The sequence below is a fragment of the Streptomyces anthophorae genome, from assembly GCF_049310305.1.
Lineage (GTDB): Bacteria > Actinomycetota > Actinomycetes > Streptomycetales > Streptomycetaceae > Streptomyces.
Genome location: NZ_JBLWQQ010000001.1, coordinates 3,025,312 through 3,050,560 on the forward strand (window position 1 = coordinate 3,025,312; position 25,249 = coordinate 3,050,560).

At 71.3% G+C, this 25,249-nt stretch carries 23 protein-coding genes and 1 pseudogene; 7 read left to right on the forward strand and 17 right to left on the reverse strand.

Going from position 1 to position 25,249, the window contains the following annotated elements; translation table 11 throughout:
• Window positions 1-77 precede the first annotated feature (77 nt).
• Window positions 78-1,688, forward strand: coding sequence for a cytochrome bc1 complex cytochrome b subunit (qcrB, locus tag ACNYS0_RS13455; RefSeq protein ID WP_422473519.1), 1,611 nt, complete (start codon window positions 78-80; stop codon window positions 1,686-1,688).
• Window positions 1,689-1,703: 15 nt separating this feature from the next.
• Here the strand turns inward: qcrB and ACNYS0_RS13460 are convergent, their stop codons facing one another.
• The 5 genes from ACNYS0_RS13460 to ACNYS0_RS13480 form a co-directional block, all read right to left on the reverse strand.
• Window positions 1,704-2,279, reverse strand: coding sequence for a hypothetical protein (locus tag ACNYS0_RS13460; protein ID WP_422473521.1), 576 nt, complete (start codon window positions 2,277-2,279; stop codon window positions 1,704-1,706).
• Window positions 2,280-2,447: 168 nt separating this feature from the next.
• Entirely contained in the window at window positions 2,448-3,776 is a 1,329-nt protein-coding gene (locus tag ACNYS0_RS13465; protein WP_422473523.1) for a hypothetical protein, read from the reverse strand.
• A gap of 35 nt (window positions 3,777-3,811) precedes the next feature.
• Entirely contained in the window at window positions 3,812-5,443 is a 1,632-nt protein-coding gene (gene cimA, locus ACNYS0_RS13470) for a citramalate synthase (RefSeq protein ID WP_422473525.1), read from the reverse strand.
• 293 nt (window positions 5,444-5,736) lie between these two features.
• Window positions 5,737-7,182, reverse strand: coding sequence for a DHA2 family efflux MFS transporter permease subunit (locus ACNYS0_RS13475; protein ID WP_422473527.1), 1,446 nt, complete (start codon window positions 7,180-7,182; stop codon window positions 5,737-5,739).
• 8 nt (window positions 7,183-7,190) lie between these two features.
• Window positions 7,191-7,796: an NADPH-dependent FMN reductase gene (locus tag ACNYS0_RS13480; RefSeq protein ID WP_422473529.1), complete on the reverse strand. Its 606-nt coding sequence runs from the start codon at window positions 7,794-7,796 to the stop codon at window positions 7,191-7,193.
• Window positions 7,797-7,910: 114 nt separating this feature from the next.
• On the opposite strand from ACNYS0_RS13480, the gene ACNYS0_RS13485 reads away from it, so the two are divergent.
• Window positions 7,911-8,657 carry a TetR/AcrR family transcriptional regulator gene (locus ACNYS0_RS13485; RefSeq protein ID WP_422473531.1) on the forward strand — a complete coding sequence of 249 codons (747 nt, stop codon included), beginning with the start codon at window positions 7,911-7,913 and terminating at the stop codon, window positions 8,655-8,657.
• A gap of 102 nt (window positions 8,658-8,759) precedes the next feature.
• On the opposite strand, the gene ACNYS0_RS13490 is transcribed toward ACNYS0_RS13485, so the two are convergent.
• The 5 genes from ACNYS0_RS13490 to ACNYS0_RS13510 form a co-directional block, all read right to left on the reverse strand.
• Window positions 8,760-10,082 (reverse strand): MFS transporter, encoded by a 1,323-nt coding sequence (locus ACNYS0_RS13490; protein WP_422473533.1) that lies wholly within the window; start codon window positions 10,080-10,082, stop codon window positions 8,760-8,762.
• Between the two features lie 60 nt (window positions 10,083-10,142).
• Window positions 10,143-11,108 carry a DUF2891 domain-containing protein gene (locus tag ACNYS0_RS13495; RefSeq protein WP_422473534.1) on the reverse strand — a complete coding sequence of 322 codons (966 nt, stop codon included), beginning with the start codon at window positions 11,106-11,108 and terminating at the stop codon, window positions 10,143-10,145.
• 140 nt (window positions 11,109-11,248) lie between these two features.
• Window positions 11,249-11,893, reverse strand: coding sequence for a pyroglutamyl-peptidase I (gene pcp, locus ACNYS0_RS13500; RefSeq protein ID WP_422473536.1), 645 nt, complete (start codon window positions 11,891-11,893; stop codon window positions 11,249-11,251).
• Window positions 11,894-11,904: 11 nt separating this feature from the next.
• Window positions 11,905-12,864, reverse strand: a complete 960-nt coding sequence (locus ACNYS0_RS13505) for a DUF979 domain-containing protein (RefSeq protein ID WP_422473538.1) — start codon at window positions 12,862-12,864, stop codon at window positions 11,905-11,907.
• Window positions 12,861-13,580, reverse strand: coding sequence for a DUF969 domain-containing protein (locus ACNYS0_RS13510; protein WP_422473540.1), 720 nt, complete (start codon window positions 13,578-13,580; stop codon window positions 12,861-12,863). The genes ACNYS0_RS13505 and ACNYS0_RS13510 overlap by 4 nt, the downstream gene beginning before the upstream one ends.
• Window positions 13,581-13,742: 162 nt before the next feature.
• Between ACNYS0_RS13510 and ACNYS0_RS13515 the strand changes: the two genes are divergently transcribed.
• From ACNYS0_RS13515 to ACNYS0_RS13525, 3 genes and pseudogenes are all read left to right on the forward strand, one after another.
• Window positions 13,743-14,507 (forward strand): LamB/YcsF family protein, encoded by a 765-nt coding sequence (locus ACNYS0_RS13515; RefSeq protein ID WP_422473542.1) that lies wholly within the window; start codon window positions 13,743-13,745, stop codon window positions 14,505-14,507.
• Window positions 14,504-15,151: pseudogene (locus ACNYS0_RS13520) on the forward strand (5-oxoprolinase subunit B family protein); the annotation flags it as partial. The gene ACNYS0_RS13515 and the pseudogene ACNYS0_RS13520, both read left to right, overlap by 4 nt.
• 173 nt (window positions 15,152-15,324) lie before the next feature.
• Window positions 15,325-16,182, forward strand: a complete 858-nt coding sequence (locus ACNYS0_RS13525) for a 5-oxoprolinase subunit C family protein (RefSeq protein WP_422473543.1) — start codon at window positions 15,325-15,327, stop codon at window positions 16,180-16,182.
• Here ACNYS0_RS13525 and ACNYS0_RS13530 read toward each other — a convergent pair.
• From ACNYS0_RS13530 to ureA, 4 genes are all read right to left on the reverse strand, one after another.
• Entirely contained in the window at window positions 16,179-16,715 is a 537-nt protein-coding gene (locus ACNYS0_RS13530) for a TetR/AcrR family transcriptional regulator (protein ID WP_422482613.1), read from the reverse strand. The genes ACNYS0_RS13525 and ACNYS0_RS13530 overlap by 4 nt on opposite strands.
• A 66-nt stretch (window positions 16,716-16,781) precedes the next feature.
• Window positions 16,782-17,813: an agmatine deiminase family protein gene (locus tag ACNYS0_RS13535; RefSeq protein WP_422473545.1), complete on the reverse strand. Its 1,032-nt coding sequence runs from the start codon at window positions 17,811-17,813 to the stop codon at window positions 16,782-16,784.
• 11 nt (window positions 17,814-17,824) lie between these two features.
• Complete coding sequence (locus ACNYS0_RS13540; RefSeq protein WP_422473547.1) at window positions 17,825-19,537, reverse strand: urease subunit alpha; 1,713 nt, start codon at window positions 19,535-19,537, stop codon at window positions 17,825-17,827.
• Window positions 19,534-20,244 (reverse strand): urease subunit gamma, encoded by a 711-nt coding sequence (gene ureA / locus ACNYS0_RS13545; protein ID WP_422473549.1) that lies wholly within the window; start codon window positions 20,242-20,244, stop codon window positions 19,534-19,536. The genes ACNYS0_RS13540 and ureA overlap by 4 nt, the downstream gene beginning before the upstream one ends.
• A gap of 134 nt (window positions 20,245-20,378) precedes the next feature.
• Between ureA and ACNYS0_RS13550 the strand changes: the two genes are divergently transcribed.
• Window positions 20,379-20,561: a hypothetical protein gene (locus tag ACNYS0_RS13550; RefSeq protein WP_422473551.1), complete on the forward strand. Its 183-nt coding sequence runs from the start codon at window positions 20,379-20,381 to the stop codon at window positions 20,559-20,561.
• A 76-nt stretch (window positions 20,562-20,637) separates the two neighbouring features.
• Here the strand turns inward: ACNYS0_RS13550 and ACNYS0_RS13555 are convergent, their stop codons facing one another.
• Together ACNYS0_RS13555 and ACNYS0_RS13560 are read right to left on the reverse strand one after the other, a co-directional pair.
• Complete coding sequence (locus ACNYS0_RS13555; RefSeq protein WP_422473553.1) at window positions 20,638-21,726, reverse strand: branched-chain amino acid aminotransferase; 1,089 nt, start codon at window positions 21,724-21,726, stop codon at window positions 20,638-20,640.
• Window positions 21,727-21,984: 258 nt separating this feature from the next.
• Entirely contained in the window at window positions 21,985-23,028 is a 1,044-nt protein-coding gene (locus ACNYS0_RS13560; protein WP_422473555.1) for a 3-isopropylmalate dehydrogenase, read from the reverse strand.
• A 142-nt stretch (window positions 23,029-23,170) separates the two neighbouring features.
• On the opposite strand from ACNYS0_RS13560, the gene ACNYS0_RS13565 reads away from it, so the two are divergent.
• Complete coding sequence (locus tag ACNYS0_RS13565) at window positions 23,171-24,757, forward strand: purple acid phosphatase family protein (RefSeq protein WP_422473557.1); 1,587 nt, start codon at window positions 23,171-23,173, stop codon at window positions 24,755-24,757.
• 21 nt (window positions 24,758-24,778) lie between these two features.
• Here the strand turns inward: ACNYS0_RS13565 and ACNYS0_RS13570 are convergent, their stop codons facing one another.
• Window positions 24,779-24,922, reverse strand: a complete 144-nt coding sequence (locus ACNYS0_RS13570) for a hypothetical protein (RefSeq protein WP_266714423.1) — start codon at window positions 24,920-24,922, stop codon at window positions 24,779-24,781.
• Window positions 24,923-25,249: the final 327 nt, after the last annotated feature.

Consider the following 25,249-nt stretch of genomic DNA (forward strand, 5'->3'; position numbering starts at 1 on the left):
GCCACATTCCCGCGCGCCGTGTCACATCCGGCCCGCCCCGGTCCGTCTCCTCCGTGAGCAGCCACGGGAGGAACCGGATGTCCGCACGCACGGAACGCAACGCGCCCGCCCCCGCCGCGGGGGAACGCCTCGCCGACTGGGCCGACGGACGGCTCGGGATCTACGGTCTCGGCCGCACGTATCTGCGCAAGGTGTTTCCCGACCACTGGTCGTTCATGCTGGGCGAGATCTGCCTCTACACCTTCCTCATCCTGATCCTCACCGGCGTCTACCTCACGCTCTTCTTCCATCCGTCGATGAACGAGGTGACGTACAACGGCAGTTACGTGCCACTGAAGGGCATCCGGATGTCGGAGGCGTACTCCTCCACGCTCGACCTCAGCTTCGACGTGCGCGGCGGACTGCTCATCCGGCAGATCCACCACTGGTCGGCGCTGATCTTCGTCGCGGCGATGTTCGTGCACATGATGCGGCACTTCTTCACCGGCTCGTTCCGCAAGCCGCGCGAGCTGAACTGGCTGTTCGGCTGGCTGCTGCTGTTCCTCGCCCTCTTCGAGGGGCTGCTCGGCTACTCGCTGCCCGACGACATGCTCTCCGGCGCAGGCATGCGGCTCATCGAGGGCATGACGCTCGCGGTCCCGGTCGTCGGCACGTATCTGTCGTTCTTCCTGTTCGGCGGCGAGTTCCCGGGGCACGACATCGTGGCGCGCTTCTACTCGATCCACGTCCTGCTGCTGCCCGGCATCATGGCGGCGCTCGTCGTCACCCACCTGATCCTGGTCTTCTACCACAAGCACACGCAGTACCCGGGCCCCGGAAAGACCGAACGCACCGTCGTGGGCGAGCCGTTCTACCCGAACTACGTCGCCAAGGCGGGCGGCTTCTTCTTCCTCGTGTTCGGCGTGGTCACGCTCGTCTCGGCGGTCGCGTCCATCAACCCGGTCTGGGTGTACGGGCCCTACCGCCCCGACCATGTCTCCACCGGCGCCCAGCCGGACTGGTACCTGGGGTTCGCGGAGGGTCTGGTGCGCGTGATGCCGGGCTGGGAGATCGTGCTGGGCGGCCACACCCTCGCGCTCGGCGTCTTCGTCCCGTTCCTGGCGTTCCCGCTGTGGCTGGTGCTGATCGGGGTCTATCCGTTCGTGGAGGCGTGGGTCACCGGCGACGAGCGGGAGCACCACATCCTGGACCGCCCCCGCAACCGCCCGGTGCGCACCGCACTGGGAGTGGCCTGGCTGACCGGCTTTCTCGTCGCCATGGCGGCCGGCGGCAACGACCTCTGGGCCACGCACTTCCACCTCTCGGTGAACGTCATCACGTGGTTCGCCCGCGGGGCACTGTTCGCGGGCCCCGTCCTCGCGTTCGTCGTGACGAAGCGCCTGTGCCTGGGGCTCCAGCGCCGCGACCAGGAGAAGGTCCTGCACGGCCGGGAAACGGGCCGGATCAGGCGACTCCCCCACGGCGAGTACGTCGAGGTCCACGAGCCTTTGGAGCAGGGCGAGCTGTACCGCCTCACCCAGCACGAACAACCCGCCGCCCTGAAGGCGTCGCCGGACGGGTCCGGGGTCCGCGGGCGCGTACGGGTCGCTCTGTCGCGGTGGATGTTCGGGGCGGATTCCCGGATCCCGAAGGCCCGTCCGGAGCTGCCGCGGGAAGGGGACCGGGAGGCTGCTGCCCGGCGGCCGTGAACGGGGCGGGGCCCGTCAGTCCTTGTCGGTGACGGTCGTGCTCGCCCCCGACGACCCCAACGCCGCCGGGTCGATGCGGACGATCGCAGAGCAGCTCGCATACCTCCCGACGAACACATAGACGCTTCCGGTGTTCACCTGAGTGAAATTGATGGTTCCACCGGATTCGAGTCGTCGCGGAGCGCTCCGCATTCCGCGGGAGTCCAGCCAGTAGAGGGTGAGATCGGTGCTCGAATCGTTCTCGATTTCCCAGGTGGTCGACACACCGGCTGCCGAAGCGATCTGGCCCTCCCTGGCACATGAGTAGTACGCGGTGCCGCTGCCCTCATAGTGGATGGGGACATAGGTGTCCGTCGGAGACGGCTCGTCGCTCGTGGGATCGTCCGCCGGCTCATCACTCGTGGGGTCGTCCGTCGGCTCATCGCTCGTGGGGTCGTCCGTCGGCTCGTCCGACGTGGGGTCCTCGGTGGGCGGTGTGGACGAGGCCGCCGTCCTGATCGGGCCGGCGCCGCCGGAACCGCCCCCGACAGCGCCGGAGGGCTCGGCCGCTCCGAGTTTTATCGCGACCAGCGCGATCACCACACTGAGCACGGCGCATATCCCACCGATTATGGTCCAGACACCAGCCGACCGGTGAAAGAATCCCGACGCATTCGACCCGCTATTACCGCCCGCCCCACCGCTCATGGCGTATCCCCCCGAAGCCGTGGGGGAATTAAAGCACTCCCGAAATTGCCGGGCCAGAGGCGGCGCAGTACGTCAGAATCCGCCGCCGAAGTCCCCGCCGCCGCCACCGAAGTCGCCGCCGCCCCCGCCGTCGCCGAAGCCACCGCCGAAGTCGCCCGGGTCGAAGTCGGAGCCCGAGACGTCGCCGCCGTCGAACCCGCCGCCGAAGTCACCGCCGCCGTAGTCGGACGCGTACGCGGGGCTCGCCAGCATGGAGCCGAGGACCGTGCCGACCAGCAGGCCCGGCAGCATGCCGCCGCCGAAGTAGCCGCCGGCCCACGGGCCGTACGCCGGACCCGCGTCGTAGTACGGGCGGCGCTCCCCCGCCCCCGCGTCGACCGTGCGCACGTGCGGGTCCTCGCCGTCCCGCAGCCGCGTCGCGTCCGCCGCGCACACCGGGACCTCGCGCGAGGAACCGCCGGGCGGCGTCCACAGGGCGTCCTCGACGGAGGGCCCGTGGCGCGGGTCGAAGAAGCAGGGCGCCCGGCGCTCGGGCAGCGGACGGCCCTCGCGGCGCGCGGCCAGCAGGGCCAGGGAGAACCGGCCGTCCTCCAGGGCCTGCGTCACGCCCCGCACGTCGTCCGGGCGCTGGGCGTCGTTCATGTACTGCTTGGCCTTCTCGTACGCGTCGAGCGCCCGCTCGAAGTCCGCGCGCATCGCGTCGTCCGCCCCGGCCTCCGCGGGGTGGAAGTCCAGCCGGTCGAGTTCCTCGCCGAACGCCGTGATGTCCTCGTCCACCACGACCCGCAGCTTGTCGAGCGCCTCGCGCTGCTCCGCCTCGCGCTTGCGGCGGCTGCGCCGGTTCAGGGCGTAGATGCCCGCTCCACCGGCGACGACGACCGCGCCGACGCCGATCAGGGTGCCGGCCGACGACCCGTCGTCGCCCGCGTCCCAGGCGGCGGGGGCGGAGCCCTTGGCCGTACTGATCGACGTACTGACGAAGTCGTCGAGCTGGCTCTTGGCGGACTGGCCCTGCACGCTGTCCACCGCGTTCTTCACGGCCTGCTGGGACATCACCTGGTGGTCCGCCCGCGCGTCGAACCGGTCACCGAGGCGGACCCCGTACACGCCCACGATCCCGGTCTTCGCGCGCAGGTCGCTGAAGAGCTTCTGCGTCGGGAAGTCGGCGGGCAGCACCGCCACCATCACCGGTTTGTCCGCGTCCTTGATCTTGTTCTCGAGCGCGTCGACGTCGTCGGAGGTGAGCCCGTCGGCCGCGCCGGGCGCGACGTAGACCGGGCTCTTCTCCAGGGCGTCGGCCACGGACGACACATCCGTCGCCGCGGCCGCGGGTGGCGCCACCGCGAGGGTGGCGCCCAGGGCGAGGAGCGGAGCGGCGAGGGCGGCGATGAAGGGCCTCATACCCTCGACGCTAACCCAGCCGAGCCCGATCGGTCCTACTCGACCGGCTCCACACCCGCCCGCAGCAGACCGAATGTGTACGCGTCCTCAAGGGCGCCCCACGACGCCGCGATCACGTTCTCGGCGACGCCGACCGTGGACCACTCGCCGGAACCGTCGGTCGTCGAGATCAGGACGCGGGTCGTGGAGGACGTGCCGTGCTTGCCCTCCAGGATGCGGACCTTGTAGTCGACGAGCTCCAGCTTCGCGAGCTGCGGGTAGATCCGCTCCAGGCCGACGCGCAGCGCCCGGTCGAGGGCGTTGACCGGGCCGTTGCCCTCCGCCGTCGCGACGATGCGCTCGCCCTTGGCCCACAGCTTCACGGTGGCCTCGTTGGCGTGGCTGCCGTCGGGGCGGTCCTCGACGATCGCGCGCCAGGACTCGACCTGGAAGTACTTGCGCTCCCTGCCCTCGACCTCGGCGCGCATCAGCAGCTCGAACGAGGCGTCCGCCGCCTCGTACGTGTAGCCCTGGAGCTCGCGCTCCTTGACGCGCTCGACGACGCGGCCGATCAGCTCGCGGTCGCCGCCCAGGTCGACGCCGAGCTCCTTGCCCTTGAGCTCGATGGAGGCGCGGCCCGCCATGTCGGAGACCAGCATCCGCATGTGGTTGCCGACGAGTTCCGGGTCGGTGTGCTGGTACAGGTCCGGGTCGACCTTGATCGCGGAGGCGTGCAGGCCCGCCTTGTGCGCGAACGCCGAGACGCCCACGTACGGCTGGTGCGTGGAGGGGGTCAGGTTCACGACCTCGGCGATGGCGTGCGAGATACGGGTCATCTCGCGCAGCGCGCCCTCGGGGAGGACGTGCTTGCCGTACTTGAGCTCCAGGGCGGCGACGACCGGGAAGAGGTTCGAGTTGCCGACGCGCTCGCCGTAGCCGTTCGCGGTGCACTGGACGTGGGTCGCGCCCGCGTCCACGGCGGCCAGGGTGTTGGCGACGGCGCAGCCCGTGTCGTCCTGGGCGTGGATGCCGAGGCGGGCGCCGGTGTCGGCGAGGACGGTGGAGACGACGGCCTGGACCTGGGCGGGCAGGAAGCCGCCGTTGGTGTCGCAGAGGACGACGACGGAGGCGCCGGCCTCGTGCGCGGCCCGCACGACGGACTTCGCGTACTCGGCGTTGGCGCGGTAGCCGTCGAAGAAGTGCTCGCAGTCGACGAAGACGCGGCGGCCCTGGGCGACCAGGTAGGAGACGGTGTCGCGGACCATCTCCAGGTTCTCTTCGAGGGTCGTGCGCAGGGCCAGCTCGACGTGCCGGTCGTGCGACTTGGCGACGAGCGTGACCACCGGGGCGCCGGAGTCGAGGAGGGCCTTGACCTGCGGGTCCTCGCTCGCCTTGGAGTTCGCGCGGCGGGTGGCGCCGAAGGCGACGAGCTGCGCGTGCTTGAAGTCGATCTCTTCCTGCGCGCGGGCGAAGAACTCGGTGTCCCGGGGGTTGGCGCCGGGCCAGCCGCCCTCGATGAAGCCCACGCCGAAGTCGTCCAGGTGCCGGGCAATGGTCAGCTTGTCCGCGACGGTGAGGTTGATGCCCTCGCGCTGCGCGCCGTCGCGCAGCGTCGTGTCGAAGACGTGGAAGGAATCGTCGAGTTCAGTGGGCTGTGCACTGGGACGTTCACTGAGGCTGCTGCTCATGCTGATCTGGCTCCTGATGGGGATTCTCGGTCTACCGGAATGACCGGCTCCACCGTCCATCTATGATCCCTCGCGCTCTCCGCCTGGCTGTGGGTGGGCCAGAAACAGAAAAACCTCTCGCGGGTGCGAGAGGTCTGCGCGCGGGTCGAGGACGACGGTGTCCACCTGTACCGGGTCGTACGAGGCGGTCACTGCGGACCGGCGCGCCTGCTGCCAATAATCATGGCGAACGAGAGCACGGCCTGAGTGTGCCACAGCCCGGCCGGGCGCCGGGCCGTGGTCTCACGATGCGGTCAGGCCGTCCGGCCGGCCGCGGCCCCGCCCCCGTCCCGCTGTGTGCGCAGCGGTACTTCCCGTACGAGGAGTGCCGCCGCGAACGCCGCCGCGCACAGTGCTGCCGTCCCGAGCGCCACCCCGTGCAGGCCCGCGACGATGCCCGCCGGGCCGCCGCCGTCGTGGGCCCGCCCGGCGAACACGGACCCGAGGACCGCGACGCCGAGTGAGCCTCCGACGGTTCGCAGCAGCGTCTGGGTCCCGCTGGCCGCACCGATGTCACGGGGCTCCGCACTGTTCATGGTGATCAGCAAGGAGGGCTGGAGCAGGCACCCGAGGCCGATGCCCAGGAGCAGGGTCAGGGCGGATGCCACCCAGGCCGCCGTTGCGACGTCCAGCAGGAGCAGGGCCAGGGCGCCCGCCGTCGCGATGACGCCGCCCGCGACCGGGTAGTGCCGGTAGCGGCCGCCGTTGCCCACCCGGCGCCCGATGGCCAGTTGGGCGCCCATCATGCCGAGCATCAGCGGAAGCAGCAGCAGTCCGCTGCCCGTCGACGACACCCCCCGCACGTGCTGCATGTACTGCGGCAGATAGGTGGCGGCCGCGAGCATCGCCGCCCCCGAGGTGAAGCTGAGCACCTGCGCGACCCCGAAATTGCGGTCGCGGAACAGGCGGGGCGGGATCACCGGTTCGTCCGCACGCCGCTCCACCGCGACGAACCCCGCGACGGCGGCCACCGAGACCAGCGCGAGCACCACGATCCGCGGTGAGGTCCAGGCGTACCGCGTCCCGGCCCACGACGACAGCAGCGTCAGGGCGAGGATCGCGGCGGTGAGCAGCGCGGCGCCCGCGAGGTCGACCCGTGCCCGCACCCGCGTCGAGCGCAGTCGCACGCCCGCCCCGACGACGGCGAGCGCGACGGCCCCGACGGGCACATTGACGTAGAACACCCACCGCCAGTTCAGCTGGTCCGTGAGGAAGCCGCCGAGCAGCGGCCCGCCGATCATCGCGGCCGGCAGCAGCACGCCGATGACGGACTGCGAGCGGCTCGCCCCGGCGGGGCCGAGCAGTGTCCCCACGAGCGAGAGCGCGCCCACGAACAGGCCGCCCGCACCGATGCCCTGCACCGCCCTGAACGCGATCAACTGGCCCATGTCCTGGGCGAGTCCGCACAGGACGGATCCGGCGAGGAAGACGGCGATCGCGGTGAGGTAGCCGCCCTTGCGGCCGTAGAGGTCGCCGATCTTGCCCCAGAGCGGGGTGGTGACGGCCGTGGCGAGAAGGTAGGCGGTCACCACCCAGGACAGGCGGTCCATGCCGCCGAGGTCGTCGACGATGACGGGCAGGGCCGTGCCGACGATCGTGCCGTCCAGCGTGGCGAGCACGATGCCGAGCAGCAGGCCCGCGATCACGAACCGGGAGGGCGTCGCCCGCTCCTCGGCCGCCTTCTCCATGAGTGTCGTCATGGCTGTCCTCAAGCCGCGTACGGGCGGACGGCCTTGGCGTCGCGCAGCGCATGCGCCCACCACGTCAGCTGGTCGAGCATCGCCTTCGCGGCGGCCTCCACGGCCGGATCGCCGACGCGCCCCTCCGCGTCGAAGGCGCCCCAGGCGTTGTGGAAGCTGACCGTGTTGCGAATGCTCATGGCGTTCAACTCGGCCATCACCACGCGGAGCTGCTCGACCGCGCGGAGACCGCCGGACAGGCCGCCGTACGAGACGAAGGCGACCGGCTTGCCGTGCCACTCCTGGTTGTGCCAGTCGATCGCGTTCTTCAGGGCCGCCGGGAAGCTGTGGTTGTACTCGGGCGTGACGAGGACGAACGCGTCGGCGGCCGCGAGGCGCGGCAAGACGAGCGCGAGCGCCTCCTTCGTGCCCGGCGGCGGCTCCTCGCCGAAGGCGGGCAGCACGGACGGCAGCGGGGTCTCGGCGAGGTCGACCACATCGGTGCGCAGGTCGGGGCGCTGGCCGAGCTGCCCTGTGAGCCAGCGCGTGACGACGGGCGCGAAGCGGCCCTCGCGGGTGGAGCCGACGAGGACGGCGACGCGGAGCGCGGTGGTCATCGGAGCGGTGTCGGACATGGTGAACCCCCTGGATGTGTACGGCGTACTCATTCGCGTACAACGTACACATCGATGTGTACGGCGTCCACTGGGGATACGCTGTACGCAATGACGAGCGGGAGGAGCCGGAGCGTGGCAGCGGAGAAGAAGACCGGGGACGGGGAGAGCCGACTCGTCGAGCCCTCGCTCTGGGAGCGGCTTGAGCGGCCCGCGCCCGCCCGGCGCGCCGCACTGACCCTCGACCGGATCGCCGCGGCGGCCGTGGAACTGGCCGACGAGGAGGGCGGTGCCGCCGTCACCATGCGCCGCCTCGCCACCAAGCTGGGCGTCGCGCCCATGGCCGCGTACCGGCACGTCTCCGGCAAGGAGGACCTGTGGGCGCTGATGTTCGACCGGGTCTCGGCCGAGCTGACGGTGCCCGACGACGTGACCGACTGGCGTGAGGTGCTGCGCTCCTTCGCTGTGCAGACACGGGAGTTGATGCTCCGCCACCCCTGGCTCGGGCAGACGCCGCTGCCGGTCATCCAGCTCACTCCGGCGCGGATGGCCGTCGCGGAGCGGCAGTTGAAGGCGCTGGCCGGCAAGGACCTCGACGCGGACGCGATGGTGGCCGCCCACCGTGCGGTCGGCGCGTTCGTGCACGGCGCGACGCAGGCCGAGATCGCGCTGCGCGAGTACCGCGAGCGGCACGACTGGAAGAGCGGGGACGAGACCCGTCAGGCGCTCGCCCCGCAGATGAACTACCTGATGGAGAGCGGCCGTTACCCGACCTACCGGGCGTACGCCCTGTCGGCGACCCGCAAGGACGACCCGGCCTGGGAGTTCGAGTTCGGCCTCGACTGCGTGCTCGACGGGATCGCACGACGGCTGGGGATCTGACGCCACTCCCCCGTACGAGCTTCCCCGTACGGGAGGAAGCCCCGGCCCCTCCTTGTCGCAGGAGGAGCCGGGGCTTCTTGGTCCGGTGGGTTCAGGGCCCGGTCAGGCGACCTGCTTGGCCTCGTCGGCGGGGGCCTCCTCCGACGCGACCCGGTTCAGGTCGATGTCGCGGGTCTCGCGCATCAGCAGGTAGACGACGAGGGAGACGGCCGCGCAGCCCGCGACGTACCAGTAGTAGCCGGACTCGATGCCCGCGTCCTTGAACCAGAGCGCCACGAATTCGGCGGTGCCGCCGAACAGGGCGTTGGCGATGGCGTACGGGAGGGCGACGCCGAGGGCGCGGATGCCCGTCGGGAACAGCTCGGCCTTCACGCAGGCGTTGATGGACGTGTAGCCCGTGACGATGAGGAGGGCCAGCAGGGAGAGGCCGAGGGCCGGCCAGAAGGAGCCCGCGTGCTGGAGCAGCGTCATGATCGGGACCGTCAGGAAGGTCGAGCCGATCGCGAAGGTGATCAGGAGCGGGCGGCGGCCGATCCGGTCGGAGAGCGCGCCCGCGACCGGCTGGAGGCAGGCGAAGACGACAAGCGCGCAGAACGAGACGAGGGTGGCCGTCTCCTTGCTCAGGCCCGCGGAGTTGGAGAGGTACTTCGTCAGGTACGTCGTGTACGTGTAGTACGCGACGGTGCCGCCCATGGTCAGCGCGATGACGAGGAACGCCTCGCGCTTGTGCGCCCACAGGGCCTTGAGGGTGCCCTTGTCGTCGCCGCCCACGGTGGCGTCGGCGTCGGCCGACTCCTCGTAGACGTCGGTCTCCAGCATGTTGCGGCGCAGGTAGAAGATGACCGCCGCGCCGAGGGCGCCGATGATGAACGGGATGCGCCAGCCCCAGCTGTGCAGGGCGTCGTCGGACATCGTGTTCTGGAGCAGGATCTGGAGGCCGAGGCCGACGATCTGGCCCGCCGTCATCGACACGTACTGGAAGCTGGAGGCGAAGCCGCGCTTCTCGGGGGTGGACGCCTCGGTGAGGTACGTGGCGCTGGCCGCGTACTCACCGCCGACCGAGAGGCCCTGGAGCAGGCGCGCGATCAGCAGCACCGCGGCGCCGCCGTAGCCGGCGACTCCGTAGGTCGGCGCGACGGCGATGAGCACCGCCGACGCGGACATCAGGGTGACCGTGAGCGTCAGCGCCGCCTTGCGGCCCTTGCGGTCACCGACCCGGCCGAGCAGCCAGCCGCCGACCGGGCGCATGAAGAAGCCGACGGCGAAGACGCCGGCCGTGTTCATCAGCTGGGCGGTCGGGTTGTCGCTGGGGAAGAAGGATCCCGCGAAGTACGTCGCGAAGCTCGCGTACACGAACCAGTCGAACCACTCGACCATGTTCCCGGCCGAGCCGACCAGGACCTTCTTCCATTGTTCTCGTCCCATGATCGGCACGATGCGGGACTGGTCATGCTCAGGGCAAGAGCACCCGGGCAACGATCACGCCTACTTGCGTTCATAGTGTTCACGGGCGAGTTCGGCGAACGTCGCGAGCCAGTGGTCGGTCGTGAAGTCGCCGCTCTCGACGGCCGGGAGACCGGCGTCGAGGTGCTCCCGCGCGGCCTTCGCGAGCCGCTCGCGCACGGCTCCCTGGGGCAGCGCGTTGGCGATGGCGCTCAGGCAGGCGGCGCGGGAGAGCGCGAGGCCGAGGAGGTGGCCGATCTGCGGGTCGCTGTGGTCGGAGACGACCGGTACGTCGAGCAGCGGGCAGGGCGCGCCGGTGGCCAGGGCCGGGAGGAAGCGGTCCAGCCAGGCGGCGAACCCGTCGGCGTCGTCGAGCACGCGGCGCATCGCGTCGGCCTCCGTGAGGGCCGGCGACAGAAAGTCCTGTCCCGAGGGCTCCCAGTGGGCGGGTGCGTCGTGGTCGTCGGCGAACCAGCTGCGCAGCCGCTCCCGTACGGCGTCCAGGGTGCGGCCCGGAAGTCCGGCCCGCTCCCCCGTGTCGAGGATCAGACCGAGGGCGAAGGCGCTGTTGGGGTGGTTGCCGTGGCGCACGGGGTACGTGGCCTTCGGGAGCCAGTCCGTGAGGAGGCGGTCGACCGCGTCCACGGCGGGGGCGAAGGCGTCGGCCCAGCGGGTGTCGTGGCATTCGGCGGCGAGGGCGACGAGCCAGGCCCAGCCGTAGGGGCGCTCGAAGCTCGGGCGGGCGAGGAGGTACGCGGCCTCGGTGGCGAGGTTGTCGCGGGTGAGGTGACGGTCCAGTACGTCGGCGTGGGCCTCCGGCCGGGTCCGGAGCAGCAGCCAGTGCATGTGGACGGAGGAGTGCCAGTCGTAGGCGCCGTAGAAGGCGGGGTGGAGCTCGGACGGGCGGGGGGTGTCGGCCGGGGAGGTCGTGAGGTGGGCCGTGAAGTTGGGGTATTCGCGGGTGACGTTGGCTGCCGCCAGTCGGGCGGTTTCCTCCGGGGTGAGCATGGTGGGTCCGTTTCGGTGGGGCGGGGTTGGGGTCGCGGGCGGGTGTGCGCGGGGTGCGTGTTCGTAGCCGGGTGCGGTGCTGCTTCTGGTTGCGTTCGCGCAGTTCCCCGCGCCCCTGAAAGGGGCGCGGGGAGCCACCTCTAGTGGGTCGCGCCCTCGGTGACCCGGAGGTCCTCGCCGGTCGTCGCCGCGGCCAGCAGCAGCGCCCGGATGCCGGTGGCCACCGTTTCGAACGGGAGCGATGCCGCTGTGCCGTCCGTGACCTGTTCCGGGGCCCACGGCACGTGGACGAAACCGCCCCGCACACCGGGGAGTTCGGTGGCCAGAAGGTGGGCGAGGCCGTACGCGACGTGGTTGCAGACGAACGTTCCGGCCGTGTTGGAGAGCGCCGCGGGGACGCCCGCCTCGCGCATCGCCGCCACGCACGCCTTCACCGGGAGCGTGGAGAAGTACGCCGCGGGGCCGTCCGGCACCACCGGTGTGTCGATGGGCTGGGCCCCGGCGTTGTCGGGGATGCGGGCGTCGTCGACGTTGACCGCGACGCGTTCGACGGTGACGCCGGGGCGGCCGCCCGCCTGGCCGAGGCAGAGCACCAGGTCGGGGCGGTGCTCCGCCACCGCCGTCCGCAGTGCCGCGATCGACTCGCCGAAGACGCACGGCAGTTGGACCGCCGTGACGGACAGGCCGTCGGGCGGCGCGGCGGCGACTGCCTCCGCGGCCTGCCAGGAGGGGTTCACGGACTCCCCGCCGAACGGTTCGAACCCGGTGAGCAGTACCCGAGTCATTTCTCGACCTCCTAGAACGCGAAGAACGCCATGATCACGGTGCAGCAGCCGAGCAGCGCGAACCCCGTGGGGAGCTGCGCCTTGATCGGCCCGTACTGGTCCTTCAGTTCGAGAAGGGTCGCCGGGACGATGTTGAAGTTGGCCGCCATGGGCGTGACGAGCGTGCCGCTGAAACCGGCGAGCATGCCGATCGCGAGGATCGCCACCTCGTTGCCGTGCATCTGCTCGATGAGCACCGGCCAGCCGATCGCCGCGGTCATGACGGGGAACGCGGCGAAGGCGTTGCCCATGATCACGGTGAACAGGAACATGCCGACGCAGTACGCGATCACGGCCAGGTACTTGGAGTCGTCCGGCAGCACCGCGTTGGTGATCTTCCCGACCTGGGTGCCGACGCCGGCGACCGCGAAGATCGAGCCGAGGACGGCGAGCAGCTGCGGCAGCAGCAGCGCGGAGCCCATCGCCTCCAGCATCGAGCGGCCGGAGTGGAGGGGCGTCGAGACCTTGCGCTCGCCGGTGACGAACATCCCGACGACGAGCGCCACGACGCAGCCGACGCCGAGCCCGAGGAGGGTGGCCTGGCCGGTCTCGAAGATGCCCGAGTCGTCGAGGAAGGAGGCGCAGACGATCGCCACGAGCGGGATGGTGAGCGCCGGTATGAAGAGCTTGTTCCCCAGGCGGGCGGCCGATTCCTCGCGCTGCTCCTGGGTGGTGGTGACGGGTTCGCCCTTGCCGATGAAGTTGAACCCGGCGAGCGCGATCAGCGCGAGGACCGCGACGCCGAGGGGTTCGGCGGGCAGCGCCTTCGAGCCGCCCGCGACCCCGGTGCCGTAGGGGAAGGTCAGTCCGAGCAGTCCCCAGAAGGCGGCCGATGTCCAGCGCTTGGGGTTGCTGCGGTCCGTCGCCATCTGCACGGCCATGACGACGAAGACGAATCCGATCAGCCAGTAGAGCCATTCGACCTTGATCACTTCGAGGGCTCCTTCGGCAGCGGGATCTCGTGTTCGGCGACGGCGAGCGCCATTTCGCGCTCCAGCTGCCTGTCGAGGAGCAGCAGCCGGGCGCCGTGGATGACGAAGGCGCAGACGGCCAGCGGGATGGCCCACAGCGCGAGCTGGGTGGGCTCGAGGTGCTCGTGGTACGTCGAGTTCACGAATCCGGTGATCAGCAGGATCGAGCCGATCGCGATGAAGCAGTCCTCACCGAAGAAGACGCCGACGGTGTCGGCGGACGCCGAGTAGGAGCGGACCTTCTCGCGCAGCTTGTCCGGCAGCGCGGCCCCCGCCTTGCGTTCCGCGGCGGCCTCGGCCATCGGCGCGACGAGCGGGCGCACCGCCTGGGCGGGACCGCCCAGGTTGTTGAGACCGAAGGCGGCGGTGACCTGGCGGACCAGCAGATACGCGGTGAGGAAGCGGCCGGCGCTGAGCCTGCCGAGTTTCCCGATGAGCGTGCGGGCCTGTTCACGCAGGCCGTAGCGCTCCAGAAGGCCGATCACCGGCAGCACGATGGCGAAGACGGTGACGGAGCGGCTGTCGGCGAAGGAGGTGCCGAAGGCGGCGAGGATCTCCAGCGGGTTCATCTTGCCGAGCAGCCCGGTGACGATGCCGGCGACGCCGACCACGAGAACGGGATTGCGGCGCGTGACGAATCCGAGGATCACCACGAGCACGCCGAGCAGAACGATCATGCGGCGGCCTTTTCGATGAGGGACGCACTTATGGATGAGGGATGCACGGACCTTAGGGGATCGTTCAACGATCTAACAAGAGGTTCCGGAATTCGGACGGCGGGAAAGCGCGGAAAATCTTTCCTCTTGTCGGATCGTTGAACAATCCTCTACGTTGAGCCAGTGATCCAGGACGTCATCGACCTCAACGCCGACCTCGGCGAAGGCTTCGGCCGGTGGACCCTCACCGACGACGAGGCCCTGCTCTCCGTGGTGACCAGTGCCAACGTCGCCTGCGGCTTCCACGCCGGCGACCCCTCCGTGATGCGCCGGGTCTGCGACCTGGCCGCCGAGCGCGGCGTACGGATCGGGGCGCAGGTCTCCTACCGGGACCTCGCCGGGTTCGGGCGGCGCGCGATGGACGTGCCGCCGGACGAGCTCGCCGCCGAAGTGGCGTACCAGATCGGTGCGCTGCGGGTGTTCGCCGAGGCGGCCGGGGCCGAGGTGGCGTACGTGAAGCCGCACGGCGCGCTCTACAACCGGACCGTACGGGACGCGGAGCAGGCGCGCGCCGTCGTCGACGGGGTGCGGCTCGCGGGCGGGGAACTGCCCGTGCTCGGGCTTCCCGGGTCCCAATTGCTCGCTGCCGCCGAGGAGTTCGGGCTGCGGCCCGTGCGCGAGGCCTTCGCCGATCGCGCCTACACCCCTCAGGGCACGCTCGTGCCGCGCCGCGAGCCGAACGCCGTCGTCGAGGACGCGGACGCCGTGGTGCGCCGGTCCGTCGCGTTCGCGGTGGACGGCGGGGTCGAGGCGGTCGACGGGTCCCGGGTCGCCGTCGCCGCGCGGTCCCTGTGCGTGCACGGAGACACCCCCGGTGCGGCGGCGATCGCCGCGCGGGTGCGGGTGGCGCTCGAGGACGCCGGGGTCAAGGTCGGGTCCTTCGCGTGAGCGTCGGGCTGCGGGTGAGGACCGCCGGGCGGCACGCGCTGCTCGTGGAGTTCGCCGAGGCCGAGCACGCGGGGGCGTTCCACGCGGAGGTGCTGCGCAGGCGGGGCGCGGGGGCGCTGCCGCCGGTGCGGGAGATCGTGCCGGGGGCGCGGACGGTGCTGCTCGACGGGGTCGCCGAGCCGGAGGCCCTCGCGCGCCAACTGGGCGAGTGGGACGTGCCGTTGGGGGCCGCGGCGGACGGGGACGTCGTGACGATTCCTGTCGTGTACGACGGGCCCGATCTGGCCGAGGTCGCGGAGCTGTGGGGGGTGTCGGTGGCGGAGGTCGCCGCGGTGCACTCCTCGTACGAGTACCGGGTGGCGTTCTGTGGGTTCGCGCCGGGGTTCGGGTATTTGAGCGGGTTGCCGGAGGAGTTGCATGTGCCGCGGCGGGCGACTCCGCGTACGCGGGTCCCTGCCGGGGCGGTTGCCCTTGCCGGGCCGTACTCGGCGGTGTATCCCCGGGCGACGCCGGGTGGGTGGCAGTTGATCGGAACGATGCCCGATCCCGGGGTTCTGTGGGATGTGGCGCGGTCGTCCGCGGCGTTGTTGGCCCCCGGGACCCGGGTTCGTTTCGCCGTGGCGGGGTTGACGCCTCGGGGCTCCGCCCCGGACCCCGCTGCTCAATCGCCGCAGGGGCTTGATTTGCCCGCCGCACCGGAGCTTGACAGTGCCGCCCCTGCCTTGGGCAATCCGCTGCCTGGGGCGGCAGGGTGGGCAAGGCGGCCCCCGGCGCAGGCCGGGCGTTCGGAGGGGCTTGGCCACGGGGTGGTGGAGACGTGAGCGGCAAGGTCACCGTCATTCGCGCAGGGGCGCTCACCACCGTGCAGGATCTCGGGCGGGGTGGGCATGCCCACCTTGGCGTGCCCCGGTCGGGCGCGCTCGACGAAGGCGCGCTGCGGCTCGGCAACCGGCTCGTCGGGAACCCCGAGGACGCCGCCGTGCTGGAGACCACGCTCACCGGGTGTGCGCTGCGGCCCGACCGTGGCGCCACCTTCGTCGTGGGCGGGGCGCCCTGCCCGGTCACCGTCGACGGGGCGCCCGCGGCCTGGGGTGTCCCCGTGTACGTACCCGCCGGAGCGACCCTCGACGTGGGGGCCGTCGGTGCGGGTGTGCGGTCCTACGTCGCCGTCGCCGGAGGGGTCGCCGTCGAGGCCGTGCTCGGGAGCCGGTCCACCGATCTGCTGTCGGGGCTCGGGCCCGCGCCGCTGAGCACGGGCGACGTGCTGCCCGTCGGCGATGCGCCCGGTACGCGGCCCGCCACGCCCGTCGCCGCACCGTGGCCCGCTCCCCCGGCGGAACTCGTGCTGCCGGTGCGGTTCGGGCCCCGCGCGGACTGGTTCACCGAGGCCGCCCGGCGGACCTTCGTCACCGCCACGTACACCGTCTCGGGCAACAGCAACCGGATCGGACTGCGGACCGAAGGACCCGCCCTGGAGCGGGCGTCGGACGGTGAGCTGCCCAGCGAGGGGATGGTCCTCGGGGCCGTGCAGGTGCCGCCGGACGGCCGCCCCGTGGTGTTCCTGCACGACCATCCGACGACCGGCGGCTACCCGGTGATCGCCGTCGTGGACGAGGCCGCTCTCGGCGCGGCGGCCCAGGCGGCGCCCGGCACCCGGGTCCGGTTCACCGGCTAGGGGCGAAGGCCCTCGTCCAGGAACTCCCTTACGTGGCCCATGACGTGGGCACGGTCCGCGCGCAGGCCGATCGCCACCGCGATGGAGAAACCGTCGAGCAGCGCCCGCAGGCGGGTCGCGAAGCGGTCGGGGTCGAGGGGGCCGAACTCGCCGCGTGAGATGCCCTCGGCGAGCAGCGCCACGAGGTCGCGGTGCCAGGCCCCCTCGATGGCGGCCTGCCGTGCGCGCGCGTCGTCGTCGGCGTTCCGCGAGCGGTTGAACACCTCCAGCCACAGCGTCCAGTGCGGGTCGCGCGGCGCGTCCGGGACGTACAGGTCGACGTACGCGTCGAGGCGCTCCCGGGCCCCGGCGGGTCCGACCAGCAGCTCCCTGCGGCGTGCGCCGAGGCGGCCCTCGCTCCACTCCAGCGTGCGCAGGAGCAGTTCGTCCTTGCTGCCGAAGTGGTACGCGAGGTGCCCGCTGCTCATGCCGACCTCGCGGCCGAGCGCGGCCATCGTCAGCCGTTCGAGGCCGTGCTCGGCGATCATCGCCATCGTCGCGGCGAGCACGTCCTCGCGCGGCGGCGCCGGGGTGCGCCTGCGCTGCGTCCCGGTCACCGCTCAGACCCCCGTGACCGGCTGCTGCTGGGTGATGCAGTGGATGCCGCCGCCCGCCGCGAAGATCGTGCGGGCGTCGACGAGGGTGACCGTCCGGGACGGGAAGAGCCGGCGGAAGATCGCGGCGGCTTCCTCGTCGTTCGGGTCGTCGAAGCCGCACAGCACCACGCCGTCGTTGCAGAGGTAGTGGTTGATGTACGAGTAGTCGACCCAGTCTCCGTCCTCGTCCTTGAGAACGGTCGGCGCCGGGACCTCGACGATCTCCAGGGACCTGCCCCGCGCGTCCGTCTCGCCGGAGAGGGCCGCGATGATCTCGCGGCTGACCTCGAAGTCCGGGTGCGCCGGATCGCGCTGGGAGTGGACCAGGACGACGCCCGGCGCCGCGAAGGCCGCCACGATGTCGACATGTCCACGCGTGCCGAACTCGCCGTAGTCCGCGGTGAGTCCGCGCGGCAGCCAGATCGCCTTGGTGGTACCGAGCCTGGCGTGGATCTCGGCCTCGACGTCCTCCTTGGAACGGTCCGGGTTGCGGCCCTTGTCGAGCTGCACGGTCTCCGTGAGGAGCACGGTGCCCTCGCCGTCGACGTGGATGCCGCCGCCCTCGTTGACGAGCGACGTCGAGTGCGCGGGCACACCCGCGAGGTCCGCGACGTGGCGCGCGATCTTCGCGTCGTTGTCCCAGCGGGCCCAGCTCTGCGCGCCCCAGCCGTTGAACGTCCAGTCCACCGCGGCCAGTTCGCCCGAGTCGGACTTCACGAACGTCGGGCCGATGTCGCGCATCCACGCGTCGTCCAGGTCCCGCTCGACCAGCTCGACGGACGGGTCGAGCAGCGCCTTCGCGGACGCCGCCTGGCCCGTGCCGACGACCATCGTCAGCGGCTCGTGGCGGCGCACCGTGTTGGCGACCTTCGCCCACGCGGCCCGCGCCCCGGCCAGTTCGGCCTCGCCGGAGAAGGTCGGGTTGGGGCCGGGCCACGCCATCCACGTGCGCTCGTGCGGGGCCCACTCGGGCGGCATCACATACGGCTTCGACATCAGGTGACCCCTTAGAGGAAGTAGAGGCGGTTGAGGGAGACGGACTCGGCCGGTTCGGAGCGCAGCGGGTCGCCGTCGAGGGTGACGAGGCCCGTGCGCTGGTCGACGTCGACCGCTCCCGTACGGGAGTTGAGGCGCAGATCGGCAGGGCCGATGCCGCGCGTGCCGCGCACGGCGACGCGGCGCCTGCGGGTGGGCATCGTGTCGTGCCCGTCGTCGACGGCGGCCTGCGCGACGAAGGCGACCGACAGCTCGGCGGCCGTCGCGCCGTACGCCCCGAACTGCGGGCCGAGGACGAGGGGTTCGCAGGTGTCGGTGGCGGCGTTGGGATCGCCCACCACGCCGTACGCGGGGAAGCCGGACTTCAGGACGAGCTGCGGCTTCGCGCCGAAGTACTCGGGCGACCACAGGACGATGTCGGCCATCTTGCCGGGCTCCAGGGAGCCGATCTCGTGCGAGAGGCCGTGCGCGATGGCGGGGTTGATGGTCAGCTTCGCCATGTAGCGCAGGACGCGCTCGTTGTCGTGGCCGACGCCCGGATCGCCGAGTTCGCCCTTCATCTTCCCGGCCATCGCGAACGTACGGCGCACCGTCTCGCCCGCGCGGCCCATGCCCTGCGCGTCCGACGACGTGATGCCGATGGCGCCCAGGTCGTGCAGCACGTCCTCGGCGCCCATCGTCCCGGCGCGGATCCGGTCGCGGGCCATCGCGGCGTCGCCGGGCAGGTCCGTCTTCAGGTCGTGGACCGAGACGATCATGCCGTAGTGCTCGGCGACCGCGTCCCTGCCGAAGGGGAGGGTGGGGTTGGTGGAGGAGCCGATGACGTTCGGGACGCCCGCCATCTTCAGGACGTTCGGCACGTGGCCGCCGCCGCAGCCCTCGATGTGGAAGGCGTGGATCGTGCGGCCCTCGAGGACCTTCAGGGTGTCCTCGACCGACAGGCACTCGTTGAGGCCGTCGCTGTGCAGGGCGACCTGGACGTCGTGCTCCTCGGCGACGCGCAGCGCGGTGTCGAGCGCGCGGGTGTGCGCGCCCATGTCCTCGTGCACCTTGAAGCCGCAGGCGCCCCCTTCGGCGAGGGCCTCCACCAGGGGCGCCCCGTCGGAGGACGAACCCCGGCCCAGGAAGCCGATGTTGACCGGCCACGCGTCGAAGGCGGAGAAGGCGTGCTTGAGCGCCCACGGCGAGTTGACCCCGACGCCCCAGACCGGGCCGAACTCCTGGCCGATGATCGTGGTGACGCCGGAGGCGAGCGAGGCCTCCATGATGCGCGGCGACAGCAGGTGGACGTGGGTGTCGACGGCCCCGGCGGTGGCGATCATGCCCTCGCCCGAGACGATCGTCGTGCCGGTGCCGACCACGACGTCGACGCCGTCCATCGTGTCCGGGTTTCCGGCCCGGCCGACGGCGTGGATGCGCCCTTCGCGGATGCCGATCGACACCTTCCTGATCCCGAGCGCGGCGTCGATCACCACGACGTTGCTGATCACGATGTCGCAGGTGTCGCGGACGGCGGCGGCCTTCAGGTGCAGGCCGTCGCGCGCGGTCTTGCCGAATCCGGCGAGGAACTCGTCCCCGTAGCTCTGGGAGTCGGACTCGACCTTGATGGTCAGCCCCGAGTCCCCGAGCCGGACCCGGTCGCCGGCGCGCGGTCCGTGCGTCCCCGCGTACTCGTACGGGGTCAGTCGGCGGGCTTCGGCGGCGTGGCCTCCGGGGCGGCTCATCGGCCCTCCTCCTCGGTCGTGACGCCCAGATATCCGCAGGCGGCGGCGCGGCGCAGCGCCTCCTCGCGGGCACCGGGCGCGTCCAGCGGGCCGTCGACGAGCCCGGCGAAGCCGATGGCGATCCGGGCCCCGCCGATCGGCAGCAGCCCGACGTCCTGGGTCTCCCCGGGACCGAACCGCACCGAGGACCCCGCGGGCACCGCGAGCCGCATCCCGTAGGCCTCGTCCCGTACGAAGTCCAGGCGCGGGTTGGCCTCGAAGAAGTGGAAGTGGGAGGTGACGGAGACCGGGACGGTGGCCGTGTTGGTGACGGTGAGCGTGAGGACGGCCTGCGGGTCCTCGTGCTCGGGCCCCGGCAGCAGGGCGCCGGGGGCGTCCTCGCCCAGGGAGCCGGAGTCCGGGCCGGAACCGATCGGGTCGCTCACGACCGCGAGCCGCGAGCCGTCGTCGAAGACCGCCTCCACGTGCACCTCGGTCACCACGTCGGCGACGCCCGGCAGCACGTCGTCGGGCCCGAGCGCGGAGCGCGCCGCCTCGATCGCCTCGGCGAGCCGCCTGCCGTCGCGGGCCGCCTCGCAGACGGTGTCCGCGATCAGGGCCGTCGCCTCCGGCACGTTGAGCCGCAGGCCGCGGCTCCTGCGGGCCCGCGCGAGCTCGGCGGCGCCGAACAGCAGCAGCCGGTCGCGTTCCGTGGGGGTCAGTCTCACGCCGTCACGCCTCCTCGTCGTTCTTAGAACGCCACTCTAAACCCCCACGGCGTCTACGCCCATAGACCCGGCGCCGTAATGCGGTGAGCGTATAGAGCACGGTTCCAAGGACTGGACACCGAAGGAGTGGGAACATGCTGCTCATGACGGAGACCACCAGATCCCCCGCCCGGACGAGGGCGATCCGCGCGGCCAAGTACACCGCCGCCGGGCTCCTGCGCTGCGCACAGGTCCTGCTCATCGTTCTCGGCGCGCTGGGCCAGGCGTCGAGGAAGGGCTCGGGCAGCCGGTCGAGCAGTTCCGGCGACGGGGACTGACCCGGCCCCCACACATGAGTCGGCCCCCGCCCCGCGAAAGCGGGACGAGGGCCGAACTTCGTGCATGCGGGCCGGACTAGCCCAGCTCGTGCATCCAGCCGTGCTTGTCCTCGGCCTTGCCGCGCTGGATGTCCAGGAGCGCGTTGCGCAGCTTCATCGTGACCTCGCCGGCCTCGCCGCCGGACTGCTGCCACTCGGCGCCCTCGCGCTTGACCGTGCCGACCGGGGTGATGACGGCGGCGGTGCCGCAGGCGAAGACCTCGGTCAGCTCGCCGGACTCGGTGGCCGACTGCCACTCGTCGATCGAGATGCGGCGCTCCTCCGACTCGTAGCCGAGGTCGCGGGCGACCTGGAGGAGGGAGTCACGGGTGACGCCCGCGAGCAGCGAACCGGTCAGGGTGGGCGTGACGATCTTGTTCCCGTACACGAAGTACAGGTTCATGCCGCCCAGCTCCTCGACCCACTTGTGCTCGACGGCGTCGAGGTAGGCGACCTGGTCGCAGCCCTTCGCGGCCGCCTCGGCCTGCGCGAGCAGGGACGCCGCGTAGTTGCCGCCGGTCTTGGCGTCGCCGACGCCGCCGGGGACGGCGCGCACGCGGTCCTCGGAGAGCCAGATGGAGACGGGCTTCACGCCGCCGGAGAAGTAGGCGCCGGCGGGCGAGGCGATGACGATGAAGAGGTACTCGTTGGCGGGCTTCACGCCCAGGCCGACCTCGGTCGCGATCATGAACGGGCGCAGGTAGAGGGACTCCTCGCCGCCGTGCGCGGGCACCCAGTCCTTGTCCTGCTGGACGAGCAGGTCACAGGCCTCGACGAAGGTCTCGACCGGCAGCTCCGGCATGCCGAGGCGCCAGGCGGAGTGCTGGAAGCGCTTGGCGTTCATGTCGGGGCGGAACGTGGCGACGGAGCCGTCGGGCCGGCGGTAGGCCTTGAGGCCCTCGAAGATCTCCTGCGCGTAGTGCAGGACGTTCGTGGCCGGGTCGAGGGAGAGCGGTCCGTAGGGCACCAGCTGCCCGTCGTGCCAGCCCCGCCCCTCGGTCCACTTGACCGTCACCATGTGGTCGGTGAAGTGGCGGCCGAATCCCGGATTGGCCAGGATCTCCTCGCGCTGCGCGGCGGACAGCGGGGTGGCGGTGGGCTTGAGCTCGATCGTGGGCGTCGTCATGGTTGCGTGTCCTTCACCGTTGGTTGTGACGGACCGCGTTCACGCTTGCACTCCGGTACTGGGAAGTCCGAGCTTCGCCGTACACCGCGGCCCCACGTTCGATTATCGCGCGTGGCGGGGTGTGCTCGAAACGGACCCGATGGGTACGGGTGCGTGAAGCGGCCCATGGGTTGATGGTCGCACCCAGGGGCCGCACGAGAACAGCCGCCGGGCGCGGTGTGCGACCCGGCGGCTGTTGCCGTAATGGTGAGCGCCGGGTCAGCCGGCTACTACTCGGGCGACGAGGGCGTCACCGATCTCGTCGGTGGAGCGGACGGCGTCGCCGCGCTCGCCGAGGTCCGCGGAGACCGCGGTCTCGATGCGGGCGGCCTCGGCCTCGTAGCCGAGGTGGCGCAGGAGGAGGGCGACCGAGAGGATCGTGGCGCTCGGGTCGGCCTTGCCCTGGCCCGCGATGTCCGGGGCCGAGCCGTGCACGGGCTCGAACATGGACGGGAACTCGCGGCTCGGGTTGATGTTCCCGGAGGCCGCGACGCCGATGCCGCCGGAGACGGCCGCGGCGAGGTCGGTGATGATGTCGCCGAAGAGGTTGTCGGTGACGATCACGTCGAAGCGGGCCGGGTCGGTGACGAGGTAGATCGTCGCGGCGTCGACGTGGATGTAGTCGGTGGTGACCTCGGGGAACTCCTCGGCCACCTTGTTGAAGATGTTCGTCCACAGGTGGCCCGCAAAGGTCAGCACGTTGTTCTTGTGGACCAGCGTGAGCTTCTTGCGGGGGCGGGCCTGCGCGCGGGCGAAGGCGTCACGGACCACGCGCTCCACACCGAAGGCGGTGTTGACGGAGACCTCGGTGGCGACCTCGTGCTCGGTGCCCTTGCGGATCGTGCCGCCGTTACCGGTGTACGGGCCCTCGGTGCCCTCGCGGACGACGACGAAGTCGATGTCCGGCTCGCCCGCGAGCGGGGTCGAGACGCCCGGAAGGAGCTTCGACGGGCGCAGGTTCACGTGGTGGTCGAACGCGAAGCGGAGCTTGAGCAGGAAGCCGCGCTCCAGGACGCCGGACGGCACCGACGGGTCGCCGATGGCGCCGAGCAGGATCGCGTCGTGCTTCTTGAGCGAGTCGAGGTCGGCGTCCGTGAGGGTCTCACCGGAGGCGTGGTAGCGCTTGGCGCCGAAGTCGTACTCCTCGGTCTCCAGCTTCACATCCTGCGGAAGGACGGCGGAGAGGACCTTGAGACCCTGGGCCACGACCTCCTGGCCGATACCGTCACCGGGGATCACTGCGAGATTGATGCTGCGAGACATGCCAGCACCGTACTCCTCGTCCCATGGGATGACACGCGCTGTCCATCATCCGGACAGGCCGTCGGGCATGGCCTCCTCGCGGCCAGACGCTGTTCACCCGTATGTATGGCGGCAGTTGGAAGTTACTGGGAAGTTCCCTTCCATGACCACCGCCAACGACACCCCCAATGTCGGCATACCCGAGCGGCTCGCCCGGCGCATGAGCATGCCCGAGCAGCACGAGTACCTGCGCGCGAGATTCAGCAGGCGGCGCGCCCTGACGGGGGCCGCGGCCACCGTGGGCGGGGCCGCACTGCTCGGCGGCGGCACCGCGACCGGCGCGTACGCGGCGCCGCTGCTCCCGGCGCGGGCGGCCGCACGGGTCGACGGCTCCCTCGTCGCCCCCTTCGGCCGGCACCTCGCCTTCGGCGCCGACCCGAAGACGCAGATGCGGGTGTCCTGGCAGGTGCCGTTCGCGGTCGAGAACCCGTATCTGCGGGTGGGTTCGAAGCCCTGGGAGCTGAGCCGGAAGATCCCGGCGGAGGTGCGCGCCCTGCACACCCCGTCCCTGTCGAAGAAGCTCCCCGAGGTCGAGCAGCACTACCTCCACGCGGCGCTCGACAACCTCCAGCCCGGCACGACGTACTACTACGGCGTCGGCCACGACGGCTTCGACCCGGCCGACGCGGAGCGCCTCGGCACGCTCGGCACCTTCCGTACGGCGCCGGCCTCCCCGGAGTCGTTCGTCTTCACGGCCTTCGGCGACCAGGGCGTGAGCTACGACGCGCTCGCCAACGACCAGGTGATCCTCGGCCAGAACCCGTCCTTCCATCTGCACGCGGGCGACATCTGCTACGCCGACAGCAGCGGCCACGGCAAGGAGTCGGACACGTACGACGCGCGGGTGTGGGACCAGTTCCTCGCGCAGACGGAGACGGTCGCCAAGTCGGTGCCGTGGATGGTGACGACCGGCAACCACGACATGGAGGCCTGGTACTCGCCCAACGGGTACGGCGGCCAGAGCGCCCGCTGGTCGCTGCCCGACAACGGACCGGACCCGAAGGCGGCGCCCGGCGTCTACTCCTTCACGTACGGGAGCGTGGGCGTGGTCGCGCTCGACGCGAACGACGTCTCGTTCGAGATCCCCGCCAACAAGGGCTACCTGGACGGGAAGCAGACGGCGTGGCTGGACAAGCGGCTGGGCGAACTGCGGGCCCGTGAGGACATCGAGTTCCTCGTCGTCTTCTTCCACCACTGCGCGTACTCGACGTCCACGCACGCCTCGGACGGCGGGGTGCGCGAGGCCTGGGTGCCGCTGTTCGCGAAGCACCAGGTGGACCTGGTGATCAACGGGCACAACCACGTCTACGAGCGCACGGACGCGATCAAGGGTGCGGGGAACGGCGAGGTCGGCAAGCCGGTGCCGGTCGGCGCGTCGACCGATCCGACGCGCGACGGCATCGTGTACGTCACCGCGGGCGGCGCCGGCAAGGACCTCTACGGCTTCGGGCCGGGCGTGCAGGACAGCTACGAGGGACACGAGGACGGCGCGGCCGACCGCGAGCCGATCGTCACCTTCCACTGGACCAGGTCACGCCTTCCCGACCCGGACACCGTCGAGTGGTCCCGGGTGCGGTACACCGGCTTCTCGTTCCTCGCGGTGGAGGTGGAGAAGGGCCGGATGAAGGTGTCGGCGCTGGCCGAGACCGGCGAGCGCATCGACCACTTCGAGGTGCGGCGCGGTTCCTGAGGCAGCCGGTGGGGGCCGGTCTCAGTGACCGGTCTCGCCGCCGTTGTCCCTGCGGTCGAGGGCGCGCTGGAGGGCGGCGGCAGCGGTCCTGGCGGCCTGGCGGTCGGCTTCGCTCGACGGGGAGACGTGACGGACTCGGCGGCGGACGGGCGTGGCAGTGGCCATGAGGGATCGACTCCTTGAGAATCCGTGGGACTCCTCGCGCGCCATGCGCGCAAGGGGATTTCGAGGCGCCGGAAGGGCGGGAAGCGGGAGCGCAGGGGTTGCCTGCCAGGTGCTCCGGCTCGCGGCCGCCATTCGCCGGATCGGGCGAGTCGTTCGGCTTCTACAAAGCTAGGACAGGTCCCTGCTTCTGTCTCCACAATTACTCGGACTTCCTACTATCTGAGACGGGAGCCGCTTCTCCGGCCCCACCAGCCCCTTTGGTCACAGGCGTCACGGCGGTGGCCGAGTCCGGTGGCAGGGGCGGTCCCGACCATGGCGCGGCCGACG

Coding starts and splice junctions, on each gene's coding strand:
- qcrB (WP_422473519.1), top strand. CDS start 78: ATGTCCGCACGCACGGAACGCAACGCGCCCGCCCCCGCCGCGGGGGAA.
- ACNYS0_RS13465 (WP_422473523.1), bottom strand. CDS start 3,776: ATGAGGCCCTTCATCGCCGCCCTCGCCGCTCCGCTCCTCGCCCTGGGC.
- cimA (WP_422473525.1), bottom strand. CDS start 5,443: ATGAGCAGCAGCCTCAGTGAACGTCCCAGTGCACAGCCCACTGAACTC.
- ACNYS0_RS13475 (WP_422473527.1), bottom strand. CDS start 7,182: ATGACGACACTCATGGAGAAGGCGGCCGAGGAGCGGGCGACGCCCTCC.
- ACNYS0_RS13480 (WP_422473529.1), bottom strand. CDS start 7,796: ATGTCCGACACCGCTCCGATGACCACCGCGCTCCGCGTCGCCGTCCTC.
- ACNYS0_RS13490 (WP_422473533.1), bottom strand. CDS start 10,082: ATGGGACGAGAACAATGGAAGAAGGTCCTGGTCGGCTCGGCCGGGAAC.
- ACNYS0_RS13495 (WP_422473534.1), bottom strand. CDS start 11,108: ATGCTCACCCCGGAGGAAACCGCCCGACTGGCGGCAGCCAACGTCACC.
- pcp (WP_422473536.1), bottom strand. CDS start 11,893: ATGACTCGGGTACTGCTCACCGGGTTCGAACCGTTCGGCGGGGAGTCC.
- ACNYS0_RS13510 (WP_422473540.1), bottom strand. CDS start 13,580: ATGATCGTTCTGCTCGGCGTGCTCGTGGTGATCCTCGGATTCGTCACG.
- ACNYS0_RS13530 (WP_422482613.1), bottom strand. CDS start 16,715: ATGGCGATGATCGCCGAGCACGGCCTCGAACGGCTGACGATGGCCGCG.
- ACNYS0_RS13535 (WP_422473545.1), bottom strand. CDS start 17,813: ATGTCGAAGCCGTATGTGATGCCGCCCGAGTGGGCCCCGCACGAGCGC.
- ACNYS0_RS13540 (WP_422473547.1), bottom strand. CDS start 19,537: ATGAGCCGCCCCGGAGGCCACGCCGCCGAAGCCCGCCGACTGACCCCG.
- ACNYS0_RS13550 (WP_422473551.1), top strand. CDS start 20,379: ATGCTGCTCATGACGGAGACCACCAGATCCCCCGCCCGGACGAGGGCG.
- ACNYS0_RS13555 (WP_422473553.1), bottom strand. CDS start 21,726: ATGACGACGCCCACGATCGAGCTCAAGCCCACCGCCACCCCGCTGTCC.
- ACNYS0_RS13560 (WP_422473555.1), bottom strand. CDS start 23,028: ATGTCTCGCAGCATCAATCTCGCAGTGATCCCCGGTGACGGTATCGGC.
- ACNYS0_RS13565 (WP_422473557.1), top strand. CDS start 23,171: ATGACCACCGCCAACGACACCCCCAATGTCGGCATACCCGAGCGGCTC.
- ACNYS0_RS13570 (WP_266714423.1), bottom strand. CDS start 24,922: ATGGCCACTGCCACGCCCGTCCGCCGCCGAGTCCGTCACGTCTCCCCG.